Source organism: Botrimarina hoheduenensis (assembly GCF_007859815.1).
In the GTDB taxonomy this organism is placed as follows: Bacteria; Planctomycetota; Planctomycetia; order Pirellulales; family Lacipirellulaceae; genus Botrimarina; species Botrimarina hoheduenensis.
Window position 1 is genome coordinate 16,793 of record NZ_SJPH01000002.1, and the last position, 13,538, is coordinate 30,330.

Below are 13,538 nucleotides of genomic sequence, written 5' to 3' on the forward strand. Positions count from 1 at the left end.
CGTTGGCCCGTGTTGCGTCGCTTGCTCGCTCGGCAAGAAACGCTCCCAGCCGCACGAGAACGCCACAGCGCCTACCGCAGCGATCCGTAGGTACTTCCTGGCGATTGGGGCGAAAGAGGCCCGGGGGAACAGCATCCGGTAGGGGCAGAGTTTGTTTTGTGTGTCCGAACCTTTCGGGAAGGAACCGAGAATGAAGATTACTCAGCGGAAACTCACAGAGATTATCCCGTACGACAACAACCCACGCCACAATGAGGGCGCGGTCGAAGCGGTCGCCCAGTCGCTGCGCGCGTACGGCTTTCGCCAGCCGATCGTGGTCGACGCGGAGGGGGTCATCATCTGCGGGCACACGCGCTGGAAAGCGGCCCAGCAGCTGGGGCTCGAGAAGGCGCCAGTCCACGTCGCCCAAGACCTGACCCCGGCGCAGATCAAGGCGTATCGCCTGGCCGACAACAAGTCGGGCGAGATCGCCACGTGGAATTTTGATCTGCTGCCGCTCGAACTGGCGGAGCTGCAAGGCATGGAGTGCGACCTTGCGCTGCTGGGATTCACCCCGGAGGAACTTGCGAAGCTGCTCGACGCGGGCGTGCAGGACGGGCTGACCGACCCCGACGAAGTGCCGGCGCCACCGGACGAGGCGACCACGCAGCCTGGCGACCTGTGGGTGCTGGGCGATCATCGCTTGCTGTGCGGCGATTCTTCCAGTCCGGCCCACCTCGATCGGCTGCTCGCTGGCGCGGTGATCGATCTGGTGAACACCGACCCGCCGTACAACGTGAAGGTCGAGCCGCGGAGCAACAACGCGATCGCCGCCGGCAACAGCTCGTTCGCGGCGCCGAAGACGCATCATCAGAAGTTTGATCTGGAGCGGCATCCGGAGAAATCAAAGCCGACGCAGAAAAAACTCCGCGCGAAGGACCGTCCGCTGGCGAACGACTTTGTGAGCGACGAGGCGTTCGATGAGCTGCTGGCGGCGTGGTTCGGCAACGCCTCGCGCGTCCTCAAGCCGGGGGGCTCGTTCTATATCTGGGGGGGCTACGCCAACCTGGGCAACTACCCAGCGCCGCTCAAGGCGGCCGGGCTGTACTTCTCGCAAGGCATCGTGTGGGACAAGCAGCACCCCGTGCTGACGCGCAAGGACTTTATGGGGGCGTTCGAGATCTGCTTCTACGGCTGGAGGGAAGGCGCGGGCCACAAGTTCCACGGCCCCAACAACGCCACCGACCTGTGGCATCTCAAGAAGGTCAATCCGCAGGCGATGGTCCATCTCACCGAGAAGCCAGTCGAGCTGGCGGTGCGCGCCATTCAGTACTCGTCGCTCAGCGGAGACAACGTGCTCGATCTGTTTGGCGGCAGCGGCTCGACGCTCATCGGTTGCGAGCAGACGCAGCGTAAGGCGTTCTTGATGGAACTCGATCCGCTGTACTGCGACGTGATCGTTGAGCGGTGGGAGAAGTTCACTGGGGCAAAGGGGAGCGGGAACGGATCGCCACCAGCGACAAGCCCGCCACGCCAGCGAAGACGAAGCGGGGGGCGTGAGATGCTACAGCACGCGTCCCAAGGCGCCTTTTTTCGTTATCCTAAGCGCCTCCGAGGCAAACTTGCGTTCGTCGAGCAACAGGCCGTCGAGTTGGGGTTGGCGCGCTTCGGCCTGTTGCAGCGCGTTGACAAGCGCCGTCAATCCTTCGACTGCTTTGTAATAGGCGTCGCGGATCGCTGTAGCATGGTCGGCGTCCATCGTACGGAAAGCTTTGCGAATCTCGGTTTCGGTCATCATCGTGTCTCCTCAGTGCTTGCCGGGGACGCTGATGATGCGGCCCGTCGGTTTGTGATCATGCCAAGTCGTCGGCTGCAGGCCCTGGTTCTGCAGGCGGCGAAACTCGGCTTCATCGACCGTGAAGAATCGGCCGCCGAGACTGATCGCTCGATCGCCGGAGAAATTGAGTTCCACCAGCGCGTCGTGCGCCGTCTGGTGTTCCTGGCCTCGTATCTCGATGGTTCGCATGATTGGTTCCTTGTTGCGTGCCGGGCGTCGTGTACGCCCGTTAACCCACAGGAGCCATGCGGGGCCGGAGTAATCAAGCGCGGTGGGCAAGAGTTCGAGCGATTACCGCCAAGTTTCTTCGCTCCCCGCGTGGCCCCAACGTTGGCGTCGTGTCGCGACCGGCGGCAGGGTTGGCTCAGCACGCCACGGCACGAGAAAACGCCCGCACGTGGCGAACGTGGGGCGCTAGTGGCGCTGCGAGGGGGTCGTCTACTTGGCGGCCAGTGCGAACTTCCCCTTCTCCACCTTCTGGAAGCGGGCGTCGGCGCCCTTGGCGGCGATCTCGCGCACCAGCGCCGAGTACAGCGTCCGGTCGGGGGTCTTGCCGCCGGGGCTGGTCCACAGCTTCTGGTCGGTCACCGCCTCGATGATCTGCTGGGTCGTCATCGGCGCTGCGAATCGTTGCAGCGCGATGTAGGCCGCCTCGAGCAGGCTGCGCTGCTTCGTGGGCGCTGCTGGCGTGGCGGCCTTCTTAGGCGATGCTTTCTTGGCGGCGGCCTTCGTAGCGCCGGTCGTTCGCTTCGTTGCCGCGGCCTTCACTGGGGAAACCTTCTTCGGTTGGATCTTGGAACGCATGGTGAATCTCCTCGTATCGTGGATCGGTGGAAGGGCTGCCATCCTCAGGCGACGGGAACCACCCGTCGCGACCCGCTGCCGACACTTGTCGGCCGGGTTTCGGCGCTAGTAATTCGTTTGGCTCAAGAAGGCGATCACCTGCGCGAGCTGGTGGTTGACCTCGTTGAGGTCGCCAACGTCCCCCCAGTGGATCGGGCGCTGGTCGTTGCCCGGGGCGGGCAGGTCGTGCAGCAGCTCGTCCAAACGCCGAAGCTGGTCGCGGGCAACAAGATGGGCGTTCTCGTAGGCGGCGTCGGCCAGAAGGGGCGGTCGAGAAGGGTTGCGCGCAGTCATCGCGGGGGCTCCGTGGCGGGGTGGGCGGGGAATCGCTGTGCGTCTGGACACAGGAGCCATGCGGGCGCCAGCAGCTCAAGCGCGGTGGCGAAGAATTCGGCAGAATCTTTCGAGAGGCGGAAGAACTCCGCCGCGAACGCCCACCAGTCCGTTCCTGTAGGCCCCCCGAGCGCGCGGAAACCGCGTCATCCGCGTCACGCGCGTCATGGCCGGAGTCCCTCGCCATGAAAAAGAAGTCTGCTGCGATGAAGAGCCCGTCGGCGAAGCCGATTGATCCGAACCGTCTCACGCCCTCGCAGGCCGCCCAGCTCCTCTCGGCCGCGGCGGGGGTCCGCGTTCCGCTCGAGCAGATCGAAGCGGACCTCGCCGCCGGCGCGCCGACCCAGAGCGACGGCACGATCAACCTCGTCCACTACGCCGCCTGGCTCGTGAAGGAGATGTCGCGTGGCCACTGATCCCCGCCAACTCAGGCCCAGCGAGCTCTGCCGCTACTTGAACTCCACGCCGCTGGGCGCGGTGCTCAGCGAGCGGCAACTCCATCGCCACCGAACGCGCGCGGGGCTGCGGGTCGGCAACGAGCGGCAGGTCGATCTGCTCCGCTACACGGCGTGGCTGATCCAGATGCGCCACGAACCGAAACCGGAACCCGCCGCTGACCCCTACCAGACGCTCAAAGAGCGGGCCCGCGCGCGCAACGCCACCCTCTCCACCGCTGGCAGAGACATTGGCGAACTCCCGGCCGTCGCGGATCCCGCCCGCAAAGCGCAAGCCGCCAGCAACTTCCAGCGCTTCTGCGAAGCCTACTTCCCGCAGACCTTTCACCTGGCGTGGTCAGAAGACCATCTGAAGGTGATTCGCAAGATCGAGCAGGCGGTGCTGGAAGGAGGCTTGTTCGCCATGGCGATGCCGCGCGGCAGCGGCAAGACGTCTCTCTGCGAGTGCGCCTGCATCTGGGCCGTGCTCAACGGCCATCGCGCGTTCGTCTGCCTCATCGGCTCCGACGAAGGGCATGCGATGGACATGCTCGACTCGATCAAGACGGAACTCGACGCGAACGACCTGCTGCTGGCCGATTACCCCGAGGTGGTCTATCCGATCCAGTCATTGGACGGGATCGCCAACCGCTGTGGCGGGCAGCTCTATCGGGGTCAGCGGACCCACATCGGCTGGACCGCGCGCGAGATCGTCTTGCCGACGATCCCCGGCAGCAGCGCCAGCGGCGCGATCATCAAGGTGGCCGGCATCACCGGCCGCATCCGGGGCATGAAGTACAAGCGGGCCGACGGCAAGACGGTCCGCCCGTCGCTCGTGGTGCTCGACGATCCGCAGACCGATGAGTCGGCCCGTTCAGTCACGCAGTGCGCCACGCGCGAGGGGGTGCTCGCCGGAGCGGTCCTGGGCCTGGCCGGCCCCGGCCAAAAGATCGCCGGCGTGATGCCCTGCACCGTGATTCGCCCGGGCGATATGGCTGACAACCTGCTCGATCGGGATCAGCATCCCGAGTGGAACGGGGAGCGGACCAAGATGGTCTACGCCTTCCCGGACGATGAGAAGCTGTGGCGTGAGTACGCCGAGCTGCGCGCCGAAGAGCTCCGCGCCGGACGGGGCCTGGCCGCAGCGACCCAGTTCTATCGGGAGCATCAAGCGGCGATGGACGAAGGCGCGCAGGTCGCCTGGCCCGAGCGATTCAATCACGACGAGCTCTCGGCGCTACAGCACGCGATGAACCTCAAGCTGCAGGACGAAGCCGCCTTCTTCGCTGAGTACCAGAACGAACCGCTGCCGCTGGAAGCGGGGGACGCCGAAGAACTGTCGGCCGACCAGATCGCCGCCAAGCTAAATCGTTACGCGCGGGGGGTCGTGCCGCTGGCGGCGCAGCGGCTCACGGCGTTCATCGACGTGCAGCAGAACCTGCTCTATTACCTGGTGGTCGCCTGGGAACCCAACTTCACCGGCTACGTTCTTGATTACGGGGCTTACCCCGACCAGCAGCGCGATTACTTCACGCTCCGCGACGCCCGGCGGACCCTAACCCTGGCGCATGGCGGGGGCCTCGAGGGGGCGATCTACGCCGGCCTCACCGCGCTGGCGGACGAGATATTAGGTAAGGAATGGCGGCGTGAGGATGGCGCGCTCTTGCGGATCGAACGCTGTCTCGTCGACGCCAACTGGGGAAGCTCGACCGAGGTGGTCTATCAGTTCTGTCGGCAGTCGGCGTACGCCAGCGTCGTGACGCCCAGCCATGGCCGCTTCGTGGGGGCGTCGAGCCAGCCCTTCTCCGAGTACCGCCGCAAGAGTGGCGACCTCCTGGGCAATAACTGGCGGATCCCCAGCGCCAACGGGCGTCGCGCCGTGCGCTACGTGCTCTACGACACCAACTTCTGGAAGTCGTTCGTCTACGCCCGGCTCGCCGTGGGGATGGGCGACGCGGGTTGTCTGTCGCTCTACGGCGCGAAGCCTGCTACGCATCGGCTGCTCGCCGAACATCTGACCGCCGAGCACCGCGTCCGTACCGAAGGCCGCGGCCGGACGGTCGACGAGTGGAAGCTCCGCCCCCAACGCGCCGACAACCATTGGCTCGACGGCCTCGTCGGCGCCGCCGTCGCAGCGAGCCTGCAAGGCTGCGCGCTGGAGGGCCAACCCGTGATGAGCGCCATCCGAAAACGACGCCGCAGGCGCTATCGGGCGATTGGGTGAGGGTCTGGGGTTGGTGCAGCCACCCGTAACAAGACTTGCCTCGTACCCTCAGAGGTACGCGCCACCGCCTTCAGTTGGCCGGGCCGCCAAGTTGCTGGTGTTGGTCCAACCGACGCAGGATTGGGGCTTTGGCAGGCGGCGTCGGCGTGAAACTTTTAAGCGGATTTTTGTCTCTTCGAGAGGCCGGCCTGAGTCGTCGCTCCCTCACGGTCGCGGCCGTTGCGGGTTGGCTTGCTTGTGCTCAGCGAAGGCGTTGCACTGTCACTAAATAGGCGGTCAGTATGAGCAGCACGCCGGCCGGCTCGGGCACGGCGGTGGGGGCTGCTTCGGCGTTCGTGGCACCGAAGTTGGCTTTCCACGCGTCATAGTCGGCGGTATCGACCGTACCCGGGGTGGAGTCGTTTGGGAGCGTGGCACCGGGCTGCGACATCGCGTCTCGCCAGGTGGTGTAGTCGGCCGCGTCAACGAGGCCGTCGTCGTTGTAGTCGCCTTCGAGGATCGACGACTGGACGAAGAGGCCGGCGGAGTCGATCCAGACAGCACCGTTCTCGTTGTCGGGCTGCTGGTACAGGAACGTCAAACGAGCCTCGACGGCGTTCTCTGGGGCGACCGTTTCGAGAGTGTGGTCAAGCCACATGTTCTCATCGGACGAGCCATCGTGGATGAGTTGCGTGACCTCGCTCAAGAAGCCAGCCGAGCCAAGCTCGGCACCGAATACGCTGTAGAACTCGATTTTCATGGACAGCTCATTGGCCTTTCCAAAGAGCGTGTCCCACGAGGGGGTGTAGGTGCTGGCCGTGGCCAATAGCGACTCGCCACCTGTGATCGCGGCGCCTTGCGAGACGCCCGAGAAGTTAGTGCCGCCGTTAAACTGGCCGAAGACCTTCAGAGCGTGTGAACCATCGTTTGACAAGTCGTTATTTGCCGACACGTTGGGAATGACGTTGCCAAAGACAGTCCAGCTGTCGAGCGAGCCACCGGAGGCGTCGAAACTTGGGTTACTCAGCAGGTTGACGCCCGGATCGACGGGATCGACGGGATCGACGGGATCGACCGGATCGACCGGATCGACCGGAGTCCCCTCGGGCTGCCAAACACGGACGTAATCGACCAGCATTGTCTGCGGCCAGACGGTCGATCCGTCGGGGTCGCCGCCGAAGATGCCGCCCACCGCGAGGTTGAGGATAATGTTCTTGGGCGTCTCGATGATCGGCCGGTTAGGGGTCTCGTTGATTGTGAAGTGCAGGTTGCCGTCCACGAAGAAGTCGATTGAGTCGTCGTCCCACTCGGCGGCATAAGTGTGGAAGCCGGCGTGGAAATCTACCGCCTGGCCGTTCTCAGTCGCGGTGTACTCGTCGTAGACAAACTGCCGCTGATCGCAGCACGGGCCCGGGTTGGTCTGCCAGTGGTAAGCACTGGAGGTCAGGTTCGGCTGGCTGCCGCGGTTCTCTAGGATGTCGATCTCACCGCCGATCGGCCACTGGACGTTGTTGGCGTTCAGCCAGAAAGCGGGCCACATTCCTTGGGAGGTCGGCAAGTCGATCCGGGCCTCGAAACGGCCCGGCCCGAACAGATCGCGCGACGTGATCAGTCCCGACTGGTACGCCTTGCCGCTGCGGGGAGTGTTGATCGCGGTGAGCTCGAGGTTCCCATTCGCGATGGTCACCTGATCCGGGTGGTAGTACTGCTTCTCATTATTGAAGCTGTCCCGCCGATCGAGGGCTTCCCACTTCACGTTGTCGAGAGTGGTGCCGTCGAACTCGTCGTGCCAGAGCAAATCCCAACCAGGAAGATCGGGAACCTGGGCTGTGGCCAAGCTAGCGCCAACCAATACGCCCAGTAAAGGCGTCCAGCAAATCGGCGTACGCCGTTTCGATAGCGATGGAGACAAGATGTTTTCTCTTCGAGAATAGGGTGCCCGAACGGCAAGCTTGTAACTGTTTCAGACCAAACGGACGGCATCATTAGAAGTGCTTTAGTATATCTTGATTCTACAGACCCCTTCAATTCGATTCGGTCGTATCGGGCACGTTTGGGGGAAACAAATGAAAGCAAAGAAACTGTTCCTTGCTATGGTCTTGGCGAAATGAAAGCCGACGACCCTCGGTGGTCGCCGGCTCGGTTGCAGTTCTACTTGGCGTCAAACGTCGGTAGCTGACTGGCCGCTTTGGTCGCTCCCTGACGGGCGCTGCTCGTTCGCCGCTACTCGCCGGGCATTCGACTCAACGCGGGTAGCCGTCACTGGGGTAGCTTTTGCCGGCGATGTCGATCGGGGTGTCGAGCGAGAAACTCGTTGTCTCTTCGGCGGTCAGCTTGATCTCCAGGTCGCGGCAGAGGATCTCCGCGTTTCCGTTGGGTCCGATCGGCACCGTTCTGCAAACGCCGCTCGATCCAACAGCCAAAGACTAACGTTCGGGCTCTGGCTAGTCGCCCGAAGCGGAGACAAGCAGCACGTGGGCAATCGATTAGATACCGCGATTCTGCCGAGGTTGCATCGACCGACGCGCCGAAGGAATTCCCCAAACTGCACGAGGTCTCCTCGTCGCGTCAACATCTCTGCAGGTAGCGTGATCGCCATCCGGCTGACCAGTGATGCAGCGGACCTTCAGGGAGCAACCCGTTTCGGCTCGGTAGAGCGGACCGAACGTCCTGATAACCCGCCCCCAGGCGAGACACAGAGACAACCGAGACTTCGGGCCAAAGTGGCCTCCGAACCGACCGCACCGGTGGCTACCCTGGTGTCGCGCATGCCTGCAGGCGCGACACCAAGAGACTTGATTCGTCGCCGTAAGTTGTTGCCAGAAAAGGCGATAGAACGCGAAAAGGCCGACGCCTGGGGGCATCGGCCTTTCGTATAACCCGGCGGTGAGCGGAGTTCGCTACCGCGAAAACAAGTGGCGGGGGCCGGATTCGAACCGACGACCTCAAAGTTATTAGGCACCACAATCGTCGCGTTGAAAACCTCTTGTTTGAAGGCTCTTAAGCACGTCAGTACGTTTCGCGTTTTGTTGCAATCGTCCGTAGACGATGCTCTTAAGACGCATACCTTCGCAGCTTTCGCGAGCACTACCCTATTGGAACGGCTTCGCAGCCCTCGGATCGGCCTCCGAGTAACGCTCCGATGACGCTTCTTGCTCTCGACCGCTTGCTCTTCGTCAAAGCGAGCAAGTGCGGCGGTGATGCGGCGCTGCGAATCGGCGGGAACCTCGTAGAGCCGAGTGAGTAAGCCGTGGATCGCCAGCTGATCACCGGCGACCGCGGGGTCAGGCAACTCGGGCGGACTCGGCGCATCGCCGTCAAGCCATTCAAGCAGCTCGTCGGCCGGATCGGGAGGATCTCGCTCGGTCATGCGGTCGACTCCCGAAGCCGGAGCCCGATGCACTCGGCGAGCGCTTCGCGAAGCCGCTGAAGCTGCTTCCTGACGGTCGCGGGCTGCAAGCCAATGCGAGCCGAGATTGCTTCGGCCGACTCACCCTCTTCATACCGACCAGCAAGCAATTCCCGAGACCGCTCCGGCAGGGTAGCTACGCAGTCCTCCAGAGCGTGCAGCCGAGCGCTCCACGTGTAGCCCGGCGTCGTTTCGACGCGAGCGATCGCCGACTCGACGTGTGCCGCGACCTCGTCGCCAACAAGGAGCACGTCGCGTGCTCGCTTTCGGACCGCGTTGCGGGTTAGATTCAGCGCGATACCCCGGAGCCATGGGCCGAGCGGCTGCGATTGGTCAAAGTCGTCAAACTTCCGCCACGCGGTGACGAGCGTTTCTTGAAAAGGTCATCCGCTAGCCCGGGGTCGCGGACGAACGCACGCAGGTAGGCGGTCAGCGCCCCCTCATTCTCGCGAACGAGCGCTTCGAATAGCTTCTTGGAGCGGTCTGCCATAGGGTGCCTCTAGAATGGATTGTCTCGGAGAGTTCCGGCGTGACTAAATCCAGCAGATTTCTCCCCGCGACGCCTTTCGCACCGATTCTGACCCAAGAGGCTCGACCCGCGACACACACGATCGGACAGCCTCTAGAAGCAGAATTGATGCTCCGTCCGCCTGAGCTTGACGGTCTAGTAGCGTGAGAGCGAGGCCCGAGGCAGCGTTGAAATCTGCGGTCGGATGCATCGTTCCTGAAAGAGTCTGTCAAGCAGAAGCGGCTTCTATCAGGTTCGGGGCGCACGGGGAGCCTTAAGCAGGCCGCCATGCGTCAGCACTTGGGCCATAAAATGCGCCACTCACCGCTACTAATCGACCAGGAGCAGTTCTGATCACGGGCTCTTAGCCGGGATTGACGAACCTACCATGCGAAGATGCCAACCCAGCTCGTGGTTGGCGTTGGAGGCTCACCGTCTTGTCGACTCATCCGGGGCACGATCCCTAGAGAGATCATTCTCGGGGTTGTAGCGATCCAGCTCGACAATGCTGGCATAAGGCACGAACCCCGCTCTTCTTTGGCGTTTGTAAGAGTCAGACCGCCGCTGCTGTCCCCTAACGTAATCGACGCCGAGCAGTAGTTTATTCTGGCCCTTAATGGCAATGGCGTTACGACGATTCTCTGCGCACCACTCTTCGCGGCACGGTTTGTTGTGGGGCAGGTAAAAAGGGGACTCGAGCGCGATGCCGTCGATTGCCGCTAAGTAGAGCTCATTGAATAGCGCTTCGTCATGCGGATTTATCGCAAGCTCGGGGCAGTTCTGTGGAATGATCTTGAAGTTTGGCGATAGGTCTTTCGCTAGTCCAGAAATGCGCCTGACGAGGTCAACCATGAGCTCGGCTCGGCGCTGGATCGGTATGACCGGCTCGTCGATCTCTTCGTACGTCGTCAGCATGTCGAGGTATGCCCCATCGAATCCGGCTCCGATCGCTTGTTGAACACGCGCCCTGACAAACGGCCACCACCGCACGTCCCAGTAACGTACGTATTGCTCGTCTTCCCAGCCATCGACGGCGCCCGCCTTGAGGTCGTCGGGGACTTCGTCCCATTCGGGTCGGAAGCTCTCGATTGCTGCGATCTCGAAGTAGGCGAGCACATGCTTGCCCGTGGCTTGGAGCTGCCGGACCTCGTCGCGGCGGAAGTAGTCTGAAGCACCGTCGCGAGCGAGGTCGATCACCACCAGATCGACCGGTGCGGAGGCCAAGACATCGAGCGCTTCCCCCTCGTACCCGGTCAACTGGTACGCCCAACTGGCTACTTCGCTGAATCCGGGCCGGTCGAGGATGGGGGGCTGAGTCGCCCACGACGCTACGGCGGTTGCAATCGCCGCCGTGAGAAACAGTTGCATCTTCGCTGGGGCGGTGAGCATTAGGTCTTCCCGGTTCAGGTGAGGCTCTTCGTTGATAGGCCCACAGGTCTGCCGCGCGAGGTCCAACAACAGCAACGCCACGAATTAACCAGAAATTACAGAGATTTCATCTGTAGCATCTGTGAGCCTACGGACGTAGCTTGGCGAACGAGACATAAAGCAGTTGGCCCGCAGTTGGCCTGAGTTCCGCGGCGGACAGCGAAACAACCTTGCGGGAGTAAATGTATTGTCAAGAACCGGGGTCGATGCAGACGACTTCGTGATGCTGTTGGCGCGGCATACCCCCAGGGTCCGGGCTTTCGTTGCGACACTGGTTGGGCACGACTCCGATACTATCGATGACGTCGTTCAGTCGACTCTCTTGATCGCTTGGAAGAAGCTCAACACTTTTCGGTATGCCGAAAAAAACCCAGAGGAAGAGCTTATTCGCTGGGTCTGCACCATCGCCCGCTTTGAGGTGCTCGAGTACTTACGTGACAAGAAGCGGCGAAGAACGATCGCGTTTGATGAGCAGCTCATCGGTCAGCTAGCGGATTTGCAGGAAGAGCAGTCGGGTCCGCTTGATGACCGTCGGCGTGCGCTTCGAGGCTGCCTGCAGCAACTGCAGCCAAAACAGCAGGAAGCGATACGCCTGCGATATGCCGTTGGGCTGTCGATGACTGAGATCGCTGCGCGAGAGCAACGGAGTATCAAAGCAGCAACGGTTGCCATGTGCCGGTTGAGAAAATTGCTAGAGAAATGCGTTAGGCAGTCGCTTGGCCTAAAAGGTTTGGCTTGATTGAACGTCTGGTTCGGAAACAGACTCTTATAATAAACGCTGGAGGGATCAACTATGCCCCACTCGCATTACCCCTCGCCGCCGGGAGAGCCGGGAGAAGCCGTGGCCCACAGCGACCAAAATGACCAATCGCGCGGGGTTGTTGAGGACCTCGACAGCTTGCTCGAGCAGCACGCCCTGGGTGAGTTGGGACCAGCGGGCTGGCAGAGGCTTGGAGAGATAATTCGCGGAGATCGGTCCGCGGCTCTGCGCTACGTCCAAGCTGTTCACGACAGTGAGACCCTCCGTGATGAGTCGGGCGGCACGCATTACAGTCCTTTGGCGCCTCCGATTGCGGTGGATGAGAAACTCTGGGTCAAACCAACCCGCGAGAAAGGTAGCTGGTCGCTAGCCCGCGTACTCCCCTGGGGCTTGGCGATCGGTGCGGCGTTCTTGGCTGCTTGGGAACTCAAGACACCGCCAAGCGAGCTTGAAACAAGAGCCCCTGTCGAGTCGCGACCGGCGATTGTGCTCGCCGAGCCCCAACCCTCAGTGTCGTTGGGTCGGATTACGGGACTAACCCCTGTCGCTTCCTCAGACGGGCTCCTACGTCCGCTGACGGTTGGCTCACCGTTGGGCCGGGGCGAGGTCTTTCAACTCGCTCGGGGCGTGGCTCGCTTGCAGATTGGCGGTGGCGAGGTGCTCGTCCAGGGACCCGCAGAACTCTCCGCAATCGAGGAGCGGACGGTCTTCTTGCGACATGGCCAGATCACTGTTCGCCATCCCGAGGGAATGACGATACAGACACCTGTCGCGCTCGCCACAGGCGGCAGCGAGTTTGTGGTCGTTGCAGAAGCCGACGACCGGGCTCTTGTCACGGTGCTGCGCGGCAAGGTTCTCGCCAATACGTCCCCCGACCGAGGACGGTCTGCTGCGGATGCCAACTCTACCTTGTCAGCAGGACAAACGATGGAGTATCTGCGCGACAAAGAGCACTGCGTAATCACACAGCAAGTCGATGCCCCTTCCGAAGGGTTGTTGCTTTCTTGGGACGATACCGCCAAGCGACTCAACGACTACGAACGATTGGTGCTCTCCGACGAGCCCCTCGCCTACTGGCCGCTGTACCGGGTTCGTCGTCACCGAGCGGTGCTTGACCTAACACAAAACGGCTACGACGGCCACGCGATTGGCAACTGGCCCACGGAACTGTCCGATGTCGACGCGAGTCAGCCACGGGGCGCCTATTTCGATGGCGAATCCTACATAGAGTCTGACCGCAAGCCACCCATCAATCTCCGGACAGGATTCTCGATCGAGAGCTGGGCTCGTGTTTCGGGCGGGCCTGAATATCAAGCCATCTTCACATCTCGATGGGTGCTCGCTTCCAACACCGACAGCGAGCAGTGCTTTGGTGTCACCTTGTACGCTGGCGACAACGACCGCTGGCAGTGCTGGACGGGGTCGGGGCAATACGGCCGCAACTGGGACAAGATACAAGCCCCCACACCGATCATGCGGAACCGATGGACGCACGTCGCGGCAACCTTTGAACCAGACATCGACCAAGAGAACGCGACACAATCGATCACGGGTCTAGTTAGTCTTTATATTGATGGCATAGCGGTTTCGGAGGCGCGTCATGCGCTTTCGCTTGAAGAGTTTGAATGGCCGGCCCGTATCGGCGCGGCTGAGTTCGTGCCCAAGTCGCTCACGTCATGGTTGTTCCATGGAGAATTGCGTGATGTGGCTGTCTACGATCATGTGCTGCCAGCGAATCGCGTCAACATTCATGCCGAACAAGGTCGTTCGGCCATCTAAGGCGCCGTATACGGGAGGAATACGA

At 62.2% G+C, this 13,538-nt stretch carries 9 protein-coding genes and 2 pseudogenes; 5 read left to right on the plus strand and 6 right to left on the minus strand.

The annotated features are described in order from the left end of the window. Window positions 1–190: 190 nt before the first annotated feature. Window positions 191–1,429 (plus strand): annotated as a pseudogene (locus Pla111_RS17645) (DNA modification methylase); the annotation flags it as partial. 825 nt (window positions 1,430–2,254) lie between these two features. Here the strand turns inward: Pla111_RS17645 and Pla111_RS17650 are convergent. Beyond that, complete coding sequence (locus tag Pla111_RS17650) at window positions 2,255–2,662, minus strand: winged helix-turn-helix domain-containing protein (RefSeq protein ID WP_146572754.1); 408 nt, start codon at window positions 2,660–2,662, stop codon at window positions 2,255–2,257. 515 nt (window positions 2,663–3,177) lie between these two features. Between Pla111_RS17650 and Pla111_RS03920 the strand changes: the two genes are divergently transcribed. Continuing rightward, a complete protein-coding gene (locus Pla111_RS03920; protein WP_146571623.1) occupies window positions 3,178–3,408 on the plus strand; it encodes a hypothetical protein in 231 nt (76 codons plus the stop codon). Continuing rightward, window positions 3,398–5,650, plus strand: coding sequence for a terminase gpA endonuclease subunit (locus Pla111_RS03925; protein ID WP_146571625.1), 2,253 nt, complete (start codon window positions 3,398–3,400; stop codon window positions 5,648–5,650). The genes Pla111_RS03920 and Pla111_RS03925 overlap by 11 nt, the downstream gene beginning before the upstream one ends. Before the next feature lie 241 nt (window positions 5,651–5,891). Here the strand turns inward: Pla111_RS03925 and Pla111_RS03930 are convergent, their stop codons facing one another. From Pla111_RS03930 to Pla111_RS03950, 5 genes and pseudogenes are all read right to left on the minus strand, one after another. Continuing rightward, window positions 5,892–7,541: a glycoside hydrolase family 16 protein gene (locus Pla111_RS03930; protein WP_146571627.1), complete on the minus strand. Its 1,650-nt coding sequence runs from the start codon at window positions 7,539–7,541 to the stop codon at window positions 5,892–5,894. A gap of 331 nt (window positions 7,542–7,872) precedes the next feature. Beyond that, the gene (locus tag Pla111_RS03935; RefSeq protein WP_146571629.1) at window positions 7,873–8,052 is read right to left on the minus strand and encodes a hypothetical protein; all 180 of its coding nucleotides are present in this window, start codon (window positions 8,050–8,052) and stop codon (window positions 7,873–7,875) included. Window positions 8,053–8,995: 943 nt separating this feature from the next. Next, a pseudogene (locus Pla111_RS03940) lies at window positions 8,996–9,358 on the minus strand (sigma-70 family RNA polymerase sigma factor); the annotation flags it as partial. Beyond that, window positions 9,328–9,528, minus strand: coding sequence for a hypothetical protein (locus Pla111_RS03945; RefSeq protein WP_146571633.1), 201 nt, complete (start codon window positions 9,526–9,528; stop codon window positions 9,328–9,330). The gene Pla111_RS03945 and the pseudogene Pla111_RS03940, both read right to left, overlap by 31 nt. 447 nt (window positions 9,529–9,975) lie before the next feature. After that, on the minus strand, window positions 9,976–10,935 hold the full coding sequence (locus tag Pla111_RS03950; RefSeq protein ID WP_146571635.1) for an endo alpha-1,4 polygalactosaminidase: 960 nt from the start codon (window positions 10,933–10,935) through the stop codon (window positions 9,976–9,978). A 262-nt stretch (window positions 10,936–11,197) separates the two neighbouring features. On the opposite strand from Pla111_RS03950, the gene Pla111_RS03955 reads away from it, so the two are divergent. Both Pla111_RS03955 and Pla111_RS03960 read left to right on the plus strand, forming a co-directional pair. Continuing rightward, complete coding sequence (locus tag Pla111_RS03955) at window positions 11,198–11,713, plus strand: sigma-70 family RNA polymerase sigma factor (RefSeq protein WP_231930799.1); 516 nt, start codon at window positions 11,198–11,200, stop codon at window positions 11,711–11,713. 54 nt (window positions 11,714–11,767) lie between these two features. Then, complete coding sequence (locus tag Pla111_RS03960) at window positions 11,768–13,513, plus strand: LamG-like jellyroll fold domain-containing protein (protein WP_146571639.1); 1,746 nt, start codon at window positions 11,768–11,770, stop codon at window positions 13,511–13,513. Window positions 13,514–13,538: the final 25 nt, after the last annotated feature.